This window comes from Flavobacterium sp. 123, assembly GCF_003634825.1.
GTDB lineage: Bacteria > Bacteroidota > Bacteroidia > Flavobacteriales > Flavobacteriaceae > Flavobacterium.
The window spans coordinates 377306-394381 of record NZ_RBXD01000001.1 but is presented as its reverse complement, the minus strand read 5'-3'; the positions used below and the strand labels follow the sequence as shown (position 1 = coordinate 394381).

The following is a 17076-nucleotide window of genomic DNA, read 5'->3' as shown; positions in this document are numbered from 1 at the left end:
TTATTTAACTACCTTAATTACCCTTATTAATTAATTGAATATATTTGTAAAAAAACATGTTAGGTATTTATACACGTATTTCTGGGAATAAAGCTATTGGAAAAGATACTTCTATTGAAATTCAGACGGCTGAAGGGATGAAAGTTGCTCTTAGACTTGGAATGAAATATAAGATTTATTCTGATGTTGGCATTTCTGGAACTAAAGATGAAGTTGAGGATAGACCATCGTTTGCAAAAATGATGAAAGATATTGAAAAGGACAAAATAACAGCTGTATATGTATTTGACCAATCGAGACTTGAAAGAAATTCAAATATTTGGAATATTTTTCAATTTCAAGTTAACAAAAAAGATGTTAAATTTTATCCAAAGGGTGTTGAAACAGATTTAACTGACCCTGCAATAAAATTTGTTACTGGTATTCAATCTTTAGCCAATCAGTTATTTGCTGAACAAACAAGAGAAAAAGTTAATCTTACATTTGACAAACGGGCTTCTGAAGGCAAAACACATGGTGCTTTACCTTATGGATATGAAAAAGGTGCTGATGGGATGTATCAAATTATTCAAACAGAAGCAGATGTTGTCCGTAGAATATTTGATTTAAGTCTTGCAAGAAATGGAACATATACAATTGCTAATATCTTGAATGCTGACAATATACCAACCAAGTTTCAAAATGTCAGTAAAAAAGATTCTTTTGTTCGTTATGATGCATATACTGGTGAAGAAATTGTATTCAAGAAATCCTCAATACAGTGGCGTGGAAATGTGATATATGACATGTTAAAAAATACTGTTTATAAAGGGATTCGTGTTTGGAATAAAAAACCAAAAGGTAATAAACAAAGAATCGAAGCAAGTGTTCCGTCAATTATATCTGAAGATTTATTTGATAAGGTTAATCGAAATCTTGTAAACAATAAACAAAAGGTAGGCAAACGGAGCGAGTTCAAATATCTATTAAATGGTTTGATTGTTTGTGGACATTGTGGAAAAGAATATCGTGGTAAAAAAAGAATTGTTAATAAAGATTCAGCATACAAATGCATCCATCAAGGAAAATGCCCAGAGTCAAGAGGTATATCAATCGTAAGATTTGAAAACTTCATTATTCAGCATTTATTTGTAAACAAAAACTTGAAAGAGTTGTTACTAAACCTACCCATTAATAACGATAATGGAGTTGTTCTAAAGAATAAATTAGTCAAATATGAAGAAGAGCTTAAAAAGAAAACTAAGCTAAAAGAAAAACATTTAAGCTGGTTGGATGATGATGAGTTAGAAGATGATGAATCAATTAGGGAACAGTATAAAAGGAATTTAAAGGTTATTGATAATTTAAAAAACAATATTGAAATTTTAAAATTAGAAATACTTGAATCTGATTCAAATTTTGCTAAAATTAGAGTTGAAAGTACTGTTAATGAATATAAACTTACAGCTGGATTTGATGATACAAAACGACTCATACATACTTTAGTTGAAAGTATAACAGTAAATCATTCTAAGCTGGAAAAAGGAGGCTATTTCTTTATACTTATCAAATATAAGGGTTTTGAGGAATACTCAGCCTTTACTACAGATTGGTTTTCTACAAAATGGCATTGGATGTATTATGCACGTGGAAAGGCTACTAATGAAGCACAACAATTACAAGATATTGAAGACCAGAAAGCACTCTTAGATTTCAAGGGAATTGAATATACTGAAGAAGATTTCATTGATTTTGAAGCAGGTGAATCAGTTACTGGAATGGTAGATGCAATAGTTCTTGATAATAATAATCTGGTTACATTTAATTAAAAACCAAACAACTTTATTTTATGTCTAATACAAAAAGGGCTTGCCTTCTGAGCCGTATCAAGTTCATTCACATAACTGTTTATTTCATCAAAATTGTCCTGTTGACCAGTTATAAAGTCATTGAAGATATTGGAATCTTTTAAAAACTCATTACACATAACACTAACATTTCGGGCAGTATCGCTAAAGTCAATTACGACACCATTTACTTTTGCAATTCTAACATAATGTTCTATAATATATTTTGTACGTATAAATGTATGAGGATGAGTCGATTTTTTCGTATAAAAAGAAGTGTCTATGTTTTCAGGTTTAAATGGATACATTTCTCCATGAAGAAATAATAGAAAAGTAATTACAATACTAGATATTCCGAGATACATTAATCTTTTTAAGTTCGCCTCAGTTTGAAACTCTTTTTTTAAATTATCTTCGAAAAATTGTTGCATATAAATACATACGAATTGGCATCCATTTAAGTCTGCATCATATTCAAGCAAATGATGATTAAATGAGTAAAATTCACTCTTCGGATGCTCATTCATCAGAAAAGCTCCACCTTGCTTTTGCACCAAATGTGAAAATTCGTGATAAAATGTAAAAATAGTTGATGCTTGGAACATTAAATATTCTAAACTATCTATAAGTGATTTCTGCAAATTATTAAAACCTGACCAATCAGTCTTACCAAAAAACTGCCCCTTTCGACCTAATTTTTTATGTAAAGTTTCCATGTAAGGCTTAGAGAATCGGATAATGTATTTTCCATTTACATAACCAGCTTGTGCATTGATTTCATGTGTGTCCCAAAAATAAAAATAAGCAGGTTCAAGCCCAAATTTTTCACTATAATCATTAATATTATCTACACACCAATCAAAATATCGTTGATATACATGTTTAATAGGGCTAGAATTAAAGTCATATATTTCTTCAGAAGGAATATTAGCTTTAATTAATTCTTTTTGATACACTGAGAACTTTATTTCTGTCATAATGAAATTTTGATTTTATCAAAGCAAATATTATTGTCGGGGGGAATAATGACCTACTTTACTTCTATAAATTGATGAATATGTCTTGCATCTAAACAGGTAAATTTATTATTTTAATTAAAATGTTAATAACAAAATTATAAAACAAGGTTTTGGTAATCAAATTCCCATGATATATTTCATAAAATTGCAATTATAAATTTAATTTTTTTTAGACGATGAGCGGGAATCCCTTTAATACCATATCAGAACAATACAAGAGATTGCTCAAGGCATTTTCCGTAAACGCATTAAAATCGATTTTCAATTTAAACGAATTTAAAGAAACCCAGCCTAATTTAATCAATCGGATAATGGAAAGCAATAATGTTGCAACTCTAACTCAAACAGTGTTTGACAACTTCTCACTATTAAAACAACACGTTTATATTTATGATTTTCGTGGTAGTGTTCCCGCTAATTTTTTATCGACTCATCCATATTTCAAATCAACTTCAACTGCTGGCGGTCAGCAAATTTACAATTTGATGTTCCCTGTTATTGTTGATTTTTATAATAAGGATTCGAAAGCTGAAGAGTCGATTGACTATCTGCTTCCTGTCCAAATTCGCAGGCGAGGTACTCGCTTTATTATTGCAATTAATATTTTGGAACGAGATATTTCATCATTACTTGATAACAAAATAGTTGGAGTTAAAAAAAACACAGAAGATATCGATATTTTAAATAGTTTTACAGAATCTGCTAGACCCCACAACATCCAATTGTCACCATGTGATTTGAATAGAGGAATCAAGGATTTGTGGCATACTGACGACATAGATGCATCCAAAGCGAAGGTGAGAATGGCAAAGTCGGTTAGAACAGAGGCATTACATGAGGATTTGTTGTTAAAAAGAGATATGCATCCTGAATACTTAAATATAATAAAAGACCCAGTCGGAACTACAACGTTTAAAGTTTTAAAAGAAAATCACAGTGTAGATGCTTTTGTAGTTGACCCGACAAAAGGAATTTTTAATTTTGCAGTATTCCCTAGGCAACATTTAGCAACGTCAGATTTAATAGATTTGGTACTCTCTAAGAACTAATATGTTTGATAAATTTTTAAAGCGCAAAGCTACAATAGTTGAAAATACTGACCCCGATAGAATATTTGTTGAAAACATTCGAAGTTTTTTCAATATTCCAACTCGATGGGCAAAATTTTTATGCGAAGTAGCGGTTCGCCAAGGTGTCCTTAAAAAAAGAATAAGTATTGAATGTAGCAATCAAGAATGTGGGCGGATAATAAAAAGTTATGATAAAAAAAGTGAAATTCCTGAAACGATAATTTGTAGGACGTGTGAACTGGAAGGTTTTGACAAGTTTGAGTTTGATACTGACAAATTAAATATTGTGGAATATTACCAATACATTGAAAATGGGAAATAGGACACAGAAATCAGTTAATTTGTTTAGAGACATGGCAGATATATGGATGAAGATTATTATTTCATCTATTATCTTGGGTCTATATTCGGCATCTATTATTCTCTTACTGGTAAAAATTTCTCAAGAATCACCATGGCAAAACAATGTAATATTAGGAATTGTTGACATAATGTTAACTTATTCCGTACCTACAATAATACGTCATTTCTTTCCAAAACGAGATTCACAAGATTAATTACATATATGGAATAGCTTTTCATAGCCAGCACTTTTGTAATTGAAATTTCAAAAACAGCCCTTTCACGGTCAAATTAAAAAGCAAAATAAAACAACCACACAAATTACCCTTATAGATATATTAATCCTTTTTGCTGCGGAGTTATTCAATGGATCTGAAATGTGTTTTTGAGTTCGGTAGGGATGTGCAATATCAAAAAACGTCTTTTTGAATTCATGGATGCTTTTTTGCATCGAATTTGTTTCTTGATGTTTGGTAAAAATACTTTCTAATCCGTTGTGGTTTTCGTAGATATGTTGCAAGCTCCTGATAAAACTAGCAAAGTCTTGACCGTTGAAAGTGCGATGTACAAAGGATTCCAATCGTTCTAAATCATTTTCTCGATGTGACATAACAAAATCATATGGAGAGTTTCCCATAAATTCTATCATTCGATAGGAGTTTTTTATAATCATTTTACGGTTTCCCCAAGCAATTGTAGCGCTAAGAAAACCGGCTATTTCAATGTCTTCTTTTAATGAAAATAAATGTGGAATTTGAACTGGGTCACTTTCTATGAAGTTGGGATTATTGTATAATTCAACTTTTTCGTCCAGGAAGGTTTTAAGTTCTGATGCATTCATTTTTAGTTGCTTATTAATCCGTCAACCATTATTAGTTTTCGATCAGCCATATTCGCTAATTCGTCATTATGTGTTACAATCACAAAAGTTTGTCCAAATTCATCTCTTAATTTGAAAAATAATTGATGCAAATTTTCAGCAGAATGCGTGTCTAAGTTTCCAGAAGGTTCATCCGCAAAAATAACATCGGGCTTATTGATTAATGCTCTTGCTACAGCAACACGCTGTTGTTCACCACCTGATAGTTCATTTGGCTTGTGATTTATACGATGTGATAATCCTAAATAGTTCAATAAATCTTTGGCTTCTTTTTCAATTATAGAAGGTTTTTTACCCGCTATATAGGCAGGAATACAAACATTTTCAAGTGCTGTGAATTCAGGTAAAAGCTGATGAAATTGAAAGATGAAGCCTAAATTTAAATTTCTAAATTTAGATAATGATTTGTCATTCATTTTTAAAACATCTTCACCATTAATAATTAATTCGGTTTCGTTTTTAGAAGAAGGTCTGTCTAATGTGCCTAAAATTTGTAGTAAAGTAGTTTTTCCAGCTCCTGAAGCACCCACAATTGAAACAATTTCTCCTTTGGCGATATGTAAATCAACGCCTTTTAAGACTTCGAGTTGTTCGTAAAATTTGTGTATGTTTTTTGCCTGTATCATTTGAAACTATTTTTACAAAGAAACAAAGATTCTATCGATAATAAAATGATCTCATTGAATTTAATAAAAGAAGGAGTAAAGGGAATTAGCAAATTTATTTTGGATAACTTTGAAATATTAAAAACAGGATACGTTTTAGATGGAATACTAACAATAGAAATATAGAATGGAAATGAAACAAGAATTTGAAATAGCAACTTTGGCAGGAGGATGTTTTTGGTGCACAGAAGCTGTTTTTTTGGAATTAGAAGGGGTAAAGTCAGTTGTTTCTGGATATATAGGTGGACTAACGGTAAATCCAACCTATAAAGACATTTGCAATGGAGATACAGATCACGCCGAAGCAATTCAGATTACCTTTGATCCTCATATAATCACTTTTGGAGAATTATTAGAAATATTTTTTGCGACTCACGATCCCACTACATTAAATCGTCAAGGAAATGATGTTGGAACGCAATACAGAAGTGAGATTTTTTATCATAATCAAAATCAAAAAGAGATTTCTCAGGAATATATTTCTATACTGAACACACAAAATACTTTTGGGAAACCAGTTGTTACCAAAGTTTCGCCAGCAACATTATTTTATCCTGCAGAAACCTATCATAGTGATTATTACAATCGAAATAAAGAGCAGTCGTATTGTAGTTACGTTATAACTCCTAAGATTGCTAAACTTAAAAAAGGATTTGCGGATAAACTAAAAAAGTAATTGGCATTGGTTTTGCAAGTTGAATTTTAAAAGTATCATCATGAAAAAATCAGTACAAATTGAAAGTATATCTAAAGTCAAAAATAATAGAAATAAGAAGTTAATTTTAGGGATTGCTTTTGATTGTATTGGGATGCTTTCGTTTACTATACCTGGAATTGGTGAGTTTTCAGATGTGATTTGGGCACCTCTGGCTGGTTTTTTAATGACTTGGATGTATAAAGGAACTTTGGGGAAAGTGGCTGGAGGGTTTACTTTTCTGGAAGAAATTTTACCATTCTCAGATTTTATCCCAAGCTTTACCATTACTTGGATTTATAATTATTTGATTATGAAGAAGAATCCTAATGACTAAATTTCATCTATTCTTTAAAAAGAAATCCCATTCCCATTCGCTTCAACATTTTTTTTTCGAAGGCCCAAAAGAATTTGAATTGCCCAAAAATAAACCCTATTGAAATTAAAAGTACTTGGTATAAAGGAAAAATAAGTAATAATCTTACGGGTGTGAAAAAATGACCTAAATCTTCTTTTAAGATTCCTAACCAAAAACAAATAGGTTTTGATAACCATGCTGATGCAGAACCTGTAATTGCAAAAACAAAAAATATAATTGTTAATTGAATATTGGAATTAATTCCCCAGCGTTTTTTTAAGTTTTCCATCTTTACTTATGATGTATACAAATATAATAAACATTATCTAGGAGGAACATGACCGTAGAGTTTTTGTTTATAGGTGTTTTGGAAATAAATCATATAATTATATATTAAATAATTCACTTCATATCCATAATTTATATTTGAATCGTAACTGATTGTCATTTCGTATAAATTAGGATTGTATCGTTGTGGTTGCAGTACTCGATTGTTCCATTCGCTTATGTAGAATTGGTTTTTACTCTCTAAATAGGACTGTGAATAAAAACCTCTTGGTAAGGCAACGGTATTAAGCCAAGTGTTAAAACCAGGATCAATTATGATTACCTCGTATTCTAATTCATCATTAGCAATTCGGATGGTGTCATTTTTATCAGCGACTGCTCTGTCTGTTTTCGAAAAACCAGATTGAGGCGTTTTACAACTTAAAACAGAAAATAAAATAACTGCTACTATGTAAATACTATTTTTCATGACAAACTAATTAGATATAAATTTACAAAAATAAATACTTAATTATTAGTTATTTAACAAAAAAATCACCTTCGTTTGGAAGGTGATTTTCATTGCAATTTCATCGTACTATTATTTACCAAAAATTTTACCAAGGATTCCTCCAATGCCATCACTATTTTTTGTTACGGCAGACATAGCATCACTAATGTCAACTTTTCCATCTGCATTTTGGTCTAAGCCAAATTGACTCCCGTATTTTGAAATAGTATCCATTATTCCAGAACTTTGGCTACTATCTCCAGAAATAGCTCCGATAATATCCGAAATTTGAAAGCTAGAATCATTTGGGTCTTTTGCTTTTCCAACAAGTGAACCTAAAATTTGAGGGACTAAACTGCTAGTAACTCCTGAAGCGGTTTCTTCACTTAATCCAAATTTTTCTCCTAAACTATTGTTTAGTTGTTCGGATAGTTTTTGAACTACAGGATTTGTACTGTCTTGAGCGCTATCTCCTTTGAATAAGCCTGCAATTTGATCCGCTCCACCTTCTGAAATTAAGTTTTTTAATCCAGAAAAAATAGAACTGCTAGCCTCATTTATTACAGCTTCGTTTTGCTCATTTGGAATAGCATTGTTTTTTACAACAGATTCGTTTCCAAATTGTTGTGCTAATTGTGTTAATTGTTCAAACATATTGGGGGAATTTAGATTAGAATCCAAATCTAAACAAAAAAAAAGGAAATAGTAAACGATATGTAACTATTTACTTTTTATATTTCAGCAACAACTATTTATCCTAATAGGCTGATGATTTGTTGTGCTAATTCAGTACCAATTCTATCTTGTGCTTCTCCAGTAGCAGCTCCAATATGAGGAGTCATAGAGATTTTATGGTGCATTAAAAGTGCCATTGCAGGTGTTGGTTCGTTTTCAAAAACATCTAATCCAGCAAATAATACTTTTCCGCTATCTAAAGCTGATACTAATGCTACCTCATCAATAACACCACCACGAGCACAGTTTACAATACCTACACCATCTTTCATGATAGCTAATTCTTTCTCACCGATGATGTAACCATCTTGAGCAGGAACGTGTAAAGTAATAAAGTCAGCTTCTTTGAATAAAGATTCTAATGGTTGAGAAACGATAGTAGTTGTGATAGATTGACCATCAAAGAACTCGACTTTTACGTCTACTTTGTCAATATAACTATCAGCAGCAATAACTTTCATACCTAAACCAAGAGCCATTTTTGCAGTTGCTTGACCAATTCGGCCAATACCAACAACTCCAAGAGTTTTTCCTCTTAATTCGATTCCGTTTGCATATGCTTTTTTCAAACCTTCAAAGTTTGTGTCTCCTTCAAGAGGCATATTTCTATTTGAATCATGTAAGAAACGAACACCAGAAAATAAATGAGCAAAAACTAATTCAGCTACAGATTCTGATGATGAAGCAGGAGTATTGATTACATGAATTCCTTTGCTTTTTGCATAATCAACATCAATGTTGTCCATTCCTACACCACCACGACCGATGATTTTAAGACCTGGGCAAGCATCAATAATATCTTTACGAACTTTTGTTGCGCTACGAACTAAAACAACACTTACATTATTTTCGTTTACAAAATTAGCTACTTGTTCTTGAGCTACTTTAGTAGTTATAACTTCAAATCCACCTTTTTCTAAAGCTAGAATTCCGCTTTTAGAAATTCCGTCGTTTGCTAATACTTTCATTTTTTTTAATTTAAAGATTGAATTATTTAAAAAATTAAAGATTCAATCTGGATTGTTTTAATGTAAAGATTGAGTGATAAAATTGATTTTTTCAAATCTTTCAATCATTCAATTTTTGAATATTTAAATTGATTTTTCTAATTCTTTCATTACGTCTACTAATACTTGTACGCTTTCTAATGGTAAAGCGTTGTACATAGATGCTCTGTAACCACCCACTGAACGGTGTCCAGGTAATCCTGAGATTCCTGCTGCTTTCCACATGGCATCAAAAACAGGTGCATGAGCTTCGTCGTTTAATAAGAATGTAGCATTCATATTAGAACGATCTTCAACTGCAGCAGCTCCTTTGAATAATGGATTTCTATCAATTTCAGCATAAAGCAAAGCAGCTTTAGCATTGTTTATTTTTTCAATAGCAGCAATTCCTCCTAGGTTTTTCAACCATTGTAGAGTTAACAATGAAGCGTATACTGGAAAAACAGGTGGAGTATTATACATACTTTCTGCTTTGATATGTTTAGAGTAATCTAACATACTTGGAATGTTTCTTCCGTTTTTACCAAGAATTTCTTCTTTAACAACTACTAAAGTTGTTCCAGCAGGTCCCATGTTTTTTTGTGCTCCTGCATAGATAATGTCAAATTTAGAGAAATCTAATTGACGTGAAAAAATATCTGAACTCATGTCGCATACAACAGGTATGTTAACAGAAGGGAATTCTTTCATTTGAGTTCCAAAAATAGTATTGTTACTTGTGCAGTGGAAATAATCCGCATCTGCAGGTACTGTATATCCTTTAGGAACGTGGTTGTAATTTTGATCTTTTGATGAAGCTACAATAACAGTTTCTCCAAAAAACTTAGACTCTTTTATAGCTGCTGAAGCCCAAGTTCCAGAATCTAAATAGGCTGCTTTCCCGTTTTCTTTCATCAAGTTATAAGGAACCATTAAAAATTCTAAACTAGCTCCGCCTGCTAGGAAAAGAGCTTGATATCCTTTGCCCTCTAATCCTAATAGTTCAATAACTAATGCTCTAGCTTCATCCATAACCGCAACAAAGTCTTTACTTCGGTGTGATATTTCTAAGATCGATAATCCAGAGTTATTGAAGTTTAATATAGCTTGTGCTGATTTTTCAAAAACTTCTTGTGGTAAAATACAAGGTCCTGCGCTGTAGTTGTGTTTTTTCATGGTGTAGATTATGTCCAAAATTTAAAAATGCAAATTTCGGTAATAGGACTTTAAAAAGCGTTAAATAATTCGAAATAATTAAACATTTTTTTACTTTATTGTTAACAAAAACGAAATAGTATCTAGGTTATCTGCGTAATCCCATAATTTTGGGCTTTGTGTTGTTCCAAACGGAATACTATTTTTTATGTGATTATTGCTTACTATACATTGAATTTGCTCGTTTTCTGATTCTAATCGTTTTTCTAAATCGGCAAGATTTTCATAAAATTCGTAAAAAACACTAGAAATCGGTGAAGCATAACTAGAATCTTCTTTTATGGTCAAAAAACCATTATCAAGCAATTTGAAATTACTCATCAAGAAAACCGCTTTGTTATAATCGTAATTATTAGCGTATTTTTCATAATGTATTACGTCTTGGTATTCAAAAATAGCTTCGAAAAAAGTATCAAATGAATATCCTTTCGGTACAAATAACTTAGAAACATTGCGGCAACCTAATCCAAAATATCTGAAGATATCTTCTCCTAAAGCGATTAATTGTTCTTTAGTTTCTTCTCCATTTAGTATAGCAACTGAATTTCGGCTTTTGCGAATAATTGAAGGTTTGTCTTTAAAATAGTATTCAAAATAACGTGCTGTATTATTGCTTCCTGTTGCAATAACGGCATCGAAATTTTCTAATTTTCCTTCTAAGAAAGCTATTTTGTTAGCAAACTCTGGTTCAATAGCAATAATGTATTTTGCTAAAAAAGGCAAAAGGTGCTGGTCATTTGAGGATGTTTTCACTAATACACTATGACCGCTTATTAGTACGGACAGAAAATCATGAAAGCCAACTAGCGGTATGTTTCCAGCTAGAATTAAGGCAATATTTTTAGGCGTAACAGTGTTGAAATCATAGCTTGAAATCCATTCGTTTAGATTTTCTTCTGTTAAGGCTTCGGCCCAAGATTGTAATGAAAAATAAACTTGTTCAGGAGTGTACCACCCATTATGAGATTGTGATAAATGAATTAATTTGATACAATCATCAAAAAATAAATCGTTGTTTAAAACGTTGGAATTTTTAATTGTATTGCTTTCAGAAAACTGTTTTAAAAATTTTCCTAATGCCACAAAAACACTTTTTTTTGTTTCTAATGTCATAATGTTTGCTTATGAATAGTTTTGATTGTAATTTTGCACAAAAATAAGCTATAATAAGTTACAAGTCAAAGCAGAAAATAGTAAACAATGGTTTTTGCAACAAGCATGTAATTTCATAACTCATAACTAATATAAAGATGGCAATAATAATTACAGATGAATGTATCAATTGTGGAGCTTGCGAACCAGAGTGTCCAAATACTGCAATATATGAAGGAGCTGATGACTGGAGATATAAAGATGGAACAAAACTTAGTGGAAAAGTAATTTTGCCAGATGGCACTGAAGTAGATTCAGATGCTGCTCAAACACCTATTTCTGACGAAGTTTATTACATTGTACCTGGAAAATGTACAGAATGTAAAGGATTTCATGATGAACCACAATGTGCTGCTGTTTGTCCTGTTGACTGTTGTATTCCTGATGAAAATCATGTGGAATCAGAAGAAACCCTGTTAAACAGACAAGCTTTTTTACACAACGAATAGATTAAAAAAAACTATTTATATAAAAAAATCCTGAGCGTTAGCTCAGGATTTTTTTTGTTTTATAAATTACTAGGATTAGAAAGTAAATCCTAATCTAGCATAGTAATAAGCTCCATTGAATCCCATTTGAACGGCATCCCAGTATCCTCCTGCTTCAGTATTACCTTGCTCATCTTGTTTGTCAGGGTAAATATTGAAAAGGTTGTTGCTACCTACTGTTAATTTTAATTGTTTAGATAATTGATATCCTAAAGTTAAATCTGTAGAAGTTTTAGCAGTATACACATCGTTTTCTCCTCCATAATCAACTAAGACTACTTTGCTGAAATGGGTGAACGCAATTCCTGAATCAAATCTTTTGTTTGAATAGTTAAGATTTAAACCAAATTTGCTTTTTGGAGCTGATGCTAATAAGAAAGCTTGTTCACGTGCGCCAAAGAAAGTTTCAGCATCTAGGTTACCATTGTTAACTTTTGCAATTTTCATGTTGTTTATGTTTCCAACAAGAGTTGCGCCAAAGTTTGAGTTGTTGAATTTTTTCTTCCAAGCAAGAACTACGTCTAAACCTATAGTTTTTGTATCGGCAGCATTAGCAAAAAATTGTGCTAAATCTACTCCTAATCCTTTTGAAGAAGCATCGAAATAACTTGTTAAAACGATTCTGTCTTTTACATTAATAATGTATCCGTCTACAGTAGCGGTGAAGTTGCCAAAAGTAGAAGTAAGTCCTAACGAAGCATTAACAGCTGTTTCCTCATTTAGTTTTTGAATTCCAAAAGATTTAGTTACTGGACTATTGTTTGGAGATAGTAAAATTTCAGTTGCTCCACCTGCGTCAATATTAGTAAAGTGTAAACCATAATAAGATTGTGCTAATGAAGGAGCACGGAATCCTGTACTAACAGAACCTCTTAAATTGATGTTATCTGTAATTTTAAGTCTTGAAGCTACTTTTCCATTGACAGTACTACCAAAATCACTGTATTTTTCAAAACGAACAGCACCACTTACCATGAAGCTTTTTGTAATGTCAAATTCCGCATCAGTGTATAAGGATAGGTTGCTACGGTTTTTGTTAACTACATTGCTAGGACTGTATCCAGGGAAACCTTGAGAACTTCCTGGTCTTGGGTCTCCTGAAATAGGATCGATAGGAGGTGATTGTGTAGTAGGATCAGTTATAGGTTGTCTGTTTTCATCATAAGTTGTGTATGCACCTTCTTCTCCAGCAAAAATATTAAATTGCTCAGTACGGAATTCTGCTCCAAAAGCTAAATTCATTCCTTCTAATACAGTATCATAATTTTTTGATAAATCAAAGTTAGTTACATTTTGAGATAAGCTATGACCACCAGCGTCAAATTCTAAAGGAGATGCCTCTAGTAAAGATGGGTTCATAGTACCTTTTATAGTATAATGAAAAAGGTTTTTACCAAAAGTATTACTGATGTCAACATTCCATCCACTAGCAGTTTCTGTTCTTACTCCAGCAGTGATAGAGTTGTCAAGTATTATAGAAGTAATTCTTGGAGTATATCCACCTGGATAAACAGATTCAACCACATTAGCATTACCGCTATTTCTTGTAAAAGCGTAAGCATCGGTATCTCTGTAGTTTCTTCCGCCAAAAGCATAGAATTTAGCTTTTTCTGAAATTGGCACAGCCATATTCACAGAGAAATTATAACTATCCATTGAAGCTTCTCCAAAACCTTTTCTGAAGTCATATCCTGGACGTAACACTTTTTCTTTGCTAAAATATTCAGTAGTGAAGTTTGCAAAACCACCGTTTTTTCCAATTGCAACACCATAATTAGCGCCAATTTTTACTGTATTTCCGTCAAAAGATTTGTTTTTTCCGTAAGTATTTCCATTTCCGTTTTCATCTAATCTAAAACCAGTTTTGTTAACAGTACCTGGAAGAAAATCTCCTTTTGAGTTTGTGTTGAAAGTTCCGTATGTCACAGAACCTGTTAATTCATCAATATTGTCATTCAATACAATATTAATAACTCCTGCAATGGCATCAGAACCATATTGTGCAGCAGCACCATCTCTCAAAATTTCGATTCTTTTAATAGAAGCAGCTGGAATAGCATTTAAGTCAGTTCCTGTATTTCCTCTACCACGAGTTCCATAAATAGTAACAAGCGATGATTGGTGTCTTCTTTTTCCATTGATTAAAACTAATGTTTGGTCAGGTCCCATTCCTCTTAATGAAGCTGGGTCAACGTGATCCGCACCGTCAGAACCAGATTGTTTATTAGCGTTGAATGATGGAGCAATGTATTGCAACAATTGATTGATTTCAATTTTTCCACTTTGTGTAGTAAGCTCTTTCATATTGATAACATCAATAGGCACTGCTGAGTTTACAACAGTTCTTTTGGTGTTTCTAGAACCTACAATTTGAACTTCTTTTAATTCTTGTTCTCCTCCTTCAGAAGATAGCGTGATATTAATAGTAGCTTCATTCGCTACTTTTGAAATTGATTTGTATCCAACATAGCTAAATACTAGAATAGCTCCGTCAGCCACTTTGATTTTGTAAGCTCCATCAATATCAGTTGAAACGCCGTTTTTTGTTCCTTTTTCGATGATATTTACGCCGGGTAAAGTAACGCCGGAATTATCTTTTACTACCCCAGATACTTCTTTTTGTGCAAAAAGTAAACTGATGTTTAGTAAGAAAAACAGTACTGTGATTTTTTTCATAATCGTTAGATTTTTGGGTTTGGTTTGGTTTAATTTTAGTGCAAGATAGATTTTTTTTAACAAAACATTGGCAAGAGCTTTATTTTTTTGTAAATATTGCGAATAAATTAAAATCAATAATAGAATTTATGTACTATGTAAATTCACGGGAGAATTACTATTGAATTGATAATGCTAAAAACAGATATTCGTAACAGAAATATAGTCATTATGCCATCTAGCATTTTTTTAATCTTATATTTGCAAAATTTTAAAGTAAGTACTAAAACTTTTAGCAGGAAACTGCTGTTTGTAAACTAAATATCATGAAAGCAGGAATTGTAGGATTACCAAATGTTGGAAAATCAACATTATTTAATTGTTTGTCTAATGCAAAAGCGCAAAGTGCAAACTTTCCTTTTTGTACTATTGAGCCTAATATAGGTGTGGTAAATGTACCAGATTCTAGGATGGCTAAATTAGAAGAATTAGTTAAGCCAGAACGTGTTCAAATGGCAACTGTAGATATTGTTGATATTGCAGGTCTAGTAAAAGGAGCAAGTAAAGGGGAGGGATTAGGAAATCAATTTCTTGGAAATATTAGAGAGTGTAATGCAATTATTCATGTTTTGCGTTGTTTTGATAATGATAATATTGTACACGTTGATGGAAATGTAAATCCAATTCGTGATAAAGAAACAATTGATATTGAGTTGCAATTGAAAGATCTTGAAAACGTAGAAAAACGTTTAGAAAAAGTAAATCGTGCTGCTAAAACTGGAAATAAAGAAGCGCAAACCGAAAAAGCACTTTTAGACAGAATAAGAGAAACGCTTTTGCAAGCAAAATCTGCTAGAACTGTAATTCCTCAAAGTAATGACGAGGAATTATTGATGGAAGGATTCCAATTGATTACAGCAAAACCAGTGTTGTATGTTTGTAATGTAGATGAAAATTCAGCGGTTAACGGAAATAAATACGTAGATGAGGTTCGTGAATTGGTAAAAGATGAAGATGCTGAAGTTATTATACTTTCGGTAGGAGCAGAAGCTGATATTACAGAATTAGAAAGTTATGAAGAACGTCAAGTATTTTTAGAAGATATGGGATTGACTGAGCCAGGAGCATCTGTTTTGATTCGTGCGGCTTATAAACTATTGAAACAACAAACTTATTTTACCGCAGGTGTGAAGGAAGTACGTGCTTGGACTATTAATATTGGAGCAACTGCGCCACAAGCTGCAGGAGTTATTCATACTGATTTTGAAAAAGGTTTTATTCGTGCTGAAGTAATTTCGTATGAAGATTTTATTCATTATGGTTCTGAAGCTAAATGTAAAGAAGCTGGAAAGTTTAAAGTAGAAGGAAAAGAATATGTGGTTAAAGATGGTGATGTAATGCATTTCCGTTTTAATGTATAACTAACATAAATCTATATGAAAAGCCTGCAAGAGAAATTTTGCAGGTTTTTTTATGCAATTTTTTTTGCGTTTCATTTTTTAGTACTTTTAGTTTAAAGAAAACCATAAAATGAAAAAATATTTTATAGCGTTAGGATTATTTGCATTTCTTTCTTGTAAAAAAGTTGAAGCGGTGCCTAGTGGACTCAATTTTTATTTCGAAAATCCTCAGCCCATAAATGATTCTGAATTGTCTAAAATCCCATATAAATTCAAGGGATTGTTTATGAATCAAGACTCGGTCTATATTAATGTTCAAGAAAACTTAATTTTAAAGGAGTATTATGACAAGTTTAGATTTCATAAAAAAGATTTTGATTCTATAAAACTAAATTTTGATAAGGTAGGTAATAAATATATTTCTAAATTCAACAGAGATGTTTTTGATTTTAAATACTTTAAAGATTCAGTTGAATTTTCAAATAAACAAATTGATACTTTTTTTATTTTTTCAAATACTCAAAAAGCAAAGCGATTTAATGGTCAATTGGTTCTTAATTACAAAGATTCCATTTTTTGGAAAATAAATGCAATTCGTCTAGTAAATAATGTTCTTAAAATCAAATATATATATTCTGAAGAAGATTTGAAAAGAATTGATTCATTGACAAAAGTAAAATCAACAATGATTGATTCTTCTTCGTTTATTGTTAAATCTTCCAGAAATGAATTTAAAAGTATTTTAAATTTGAAAAAGCTAGGGGAAGAATTAGAATACAAGAAAGTGCGAAATAATTAATCTTACTAAAACAA

At 31.7% G+C, this 17076-nt stretch carries 17 protein-coding genes and 1 pseudogene; 8 read left to right on the top strand and 10 right to left on the bottom strand.

The window, feature by feature from the left end; translation table 11 throughout:
- Positions 1–56: 56 nt before the first annotated feature.
- The gene (locus tag C8C88_RS01865) at positions 57–1808 is read left to right on the top strand and encodes a recombinase family protein (protein WP_121336507.1); all 1752 of its coding nucleotides are present in this window, start codon (positions 57–59) and stop codon (positions 1806–1808) included.
- Here the strand turns inward: C8C88_RS01865 and C8C88_RS01860 are convergent.
- Positions 1805–2803, bottom strand: coding sequence for a hypothetical protein (locus tag C8C88_RS01860; RefSeq protein ID WP_121336506.1), 999 nt, complete (start codon positions 2801–2803; stop codon positions 1805–1807). The genes C8C88_RS01865 and C8C88_RS01860 overlap by 4 nt on opposite strands.
- Positions 2804–3021: 218 nt before the next feature.
- Between C8C88_RS01860 and C8C88_RS01855 the strand changes: the two genes are divergently transcribed.
- Positions 3022–3894, top strand: coding sequence for a hypothetical protein (locus tag C8C88_RS01855; RefSeq protein WP_121336505.1), 873 nt, complete (start codon positions 3022–3024; stop codon positions 3892–3894).
- 1 nt (position 3895) lies between these two features.
- Entirely contained in the window at positions 3896–4237 is a 342-nt protein-coding gene (locus C8C88_RS01850) for a hypothetical protein (protein ID WP_121336504.1), read from the top strand.
- Between the two features lie 345 nt (positions 4238–4582).
- Here C8C88_RS01850 and C8C88_RS01840 read toward each other — a convergent pair.
- Both C8C88_RS01840 and C8C88_RS01835 read right to left on the bottom strand, forming a co-directional pair.
- A pseudogene (locus C8C88_RS01840) lies at positions 4583–5098 on the bottom strand (DUF2400 domain-containing protein); the annotation flags it as partial.
- A 2-nt stretch (positions 5099–5100) separates the two neighbouring features.
- A complete protein-coding gene (locus C8C88_RS01835) occupies positions 5101–5763 on the bottom strand; it encodes an ABC transporter ATP-binding protein (RefSeq protein ID WP_121336501.1) in 663 nt (220 codons plus the stop codon).
- Between the two features lie 166 nt (positions 5764–5929).
- Here C8C88_RS01835 and msrA point away from each other — a divergent pair, with 166 nt between their 5' ends.
- Positions 5930–6478, top strand: coding sequence for a peptide-methionine (S)-S-oxide reductase MsrA (gene msrA / locus C8C88_RS01830; protein WP_121336500.1), 549 nt, complete (start codon positions 5930–5932; stop codon positions 6476–6478).
- A gap of 40 nt (positions 6479–6518) precedes the next feature.
- Positions 6519–6833, top strand: a complete 315-nt coding sequence (locus C8C88_RS01825; RefSeq protein WP_121336499.1) for a hypothetical protein — start codon at positions 6519–6521, stop codon at positions 6831–6833.
- Positions 6834–6840: 7 nt separating this feature from the next.
- Here the strand turns inward: C8C88_RS01825 and C8C88_RS01820 are convergent, their stop codons facing one another.
- From C8C88_RS01820 to C8C88_RS01795, 6 genes are all read right to left on the bottom strand, one after another.
- Positions 6841–7143, bottom strand: coding sequence for a DUF6787 family protein (locus tag C8C88_RS01820; protein WP_121336498.1), 303 nt, complete (start codon positions 7141–7143; stop codon positions 6841–6843).
- A gap of 33 nt (positions 7144–7176) precedes the next feature.
- Positions 7177–7611 carry a DUF6146 family protein gene (locus tag C8C88_RS01815; protein WP_121336497.1) on the bottom strand — a complete coding sequence of 145 codons (435 nt, stop codon included), beginning with the start codon at positions 7609–7611 and terminating at the stop codon, positions 7177–7179.
- 111 nt (positions 7612–7722) lie between these two features.
- Positions 7723–8286 carry a DUF937 domain-containing protein gene (locus C8C88_RS01810; protein WP_121336496.1) on the bottom strand — a complete coding sequence of 188 codons (564 nt, stop codon included), beginning with the start codon at positions 8284–8286 and terminating at the stop codon, positions 7723–7725.
- 98 nt (positions 8287–8384) lie between these two features.
- The gene (locus C8C88_RS01805) at positions 8385–9335 is read right to left on the bottom strand and encodes a D-2-hydroxyacid dehydrogenase (protein ID WP_121336495.1); all 951 of its coding nucleotides are present in this window, start codon (positions 9333–9335) and stop codon (positions 8385–8387) included.
- A gap of 123 nt (positions 9336–9458) precedes the next feature.
- Positions 9459–10529 (bottom strand): 3-phosphoserine/phosphohydroxythreonine transaminase, encoded by a 1071-nt coding sequence (gene serC, locus C8C88_RS01800; RefSeq protein WP_121336494.1) that lies wholly within the window; start codon positions 10527–10529, stop codon positions 9459–9461.
- 90 nt (positions 10530–10619) lie between these two features.
- Entirely contained in the window at positions 10620–11681 is a 1062-nt protein-coding gene (locus C8C88_RS01795) for an acyl-CoA reductase (protein WP_121336493.1), read from the bottom strand.
- 137 nt (positions 11682–11818) lie between these two features.
- Between C8C88_RS01795 and C8C88_RS01790 the strand changes: the two genes are divergently transcribed.
- On the top strand, positions 11819–12169 hold the full coding sequence (locus tag C8C88_RS01790) for a 4Fe-4S dicluster domain-containing protein (RefSeq protein WP_121336492.1): 351 nt from the start codon (positions 11819–11821) through the stop codon (positions 12167–12169).
- Positions 12170–12244: 75 nt separating this feature from the next.
- On the opposite strand, the gene C8C88_RS01785 is transcribed toward C8C88_RS01790, so the two are convergent.
- Positions 12245–14884 carry a TonB-dependent receptor gene (locus tag C8C88_RS01785; RefSeq protein WP_121338523.1) on the bottom strand — a complete coding sequence of 880 codons (2640 nt, stop codon included), beginning with the start codon at positions 14882–14884 and terminating at the stop codon, positions 12245–12247.
- 305 nt (positions 14885–15189) lie between these two features.
- Between C8C88_RS01785 and ychF the strand changes: the two genes are divergently transcribed.
- Positions 15190–16284, top strand: a complete 1095-nt coding sequence (ychF, locus tag C8C88_RS01780) for a redox-regulated ATPase YchF (RefSeq protein ID WP_121336491.1) — start codon at positions 15190–15192, stop codon at positions 16282–16284.
- A 109-nt stretch (positions 16285–16393) separates the two neighbouring features.
- Complete coding sequence (locus C8C88_RS01775; protein ID WP_121336490.1) at positions 16394–17062, top strand: hypothetical protein; 669 nt, start codon at positions 16394–16396, stop codon at positions 17060–17062.
- Positions 17063–17076 lie beyond the last annotated feature (14 nt).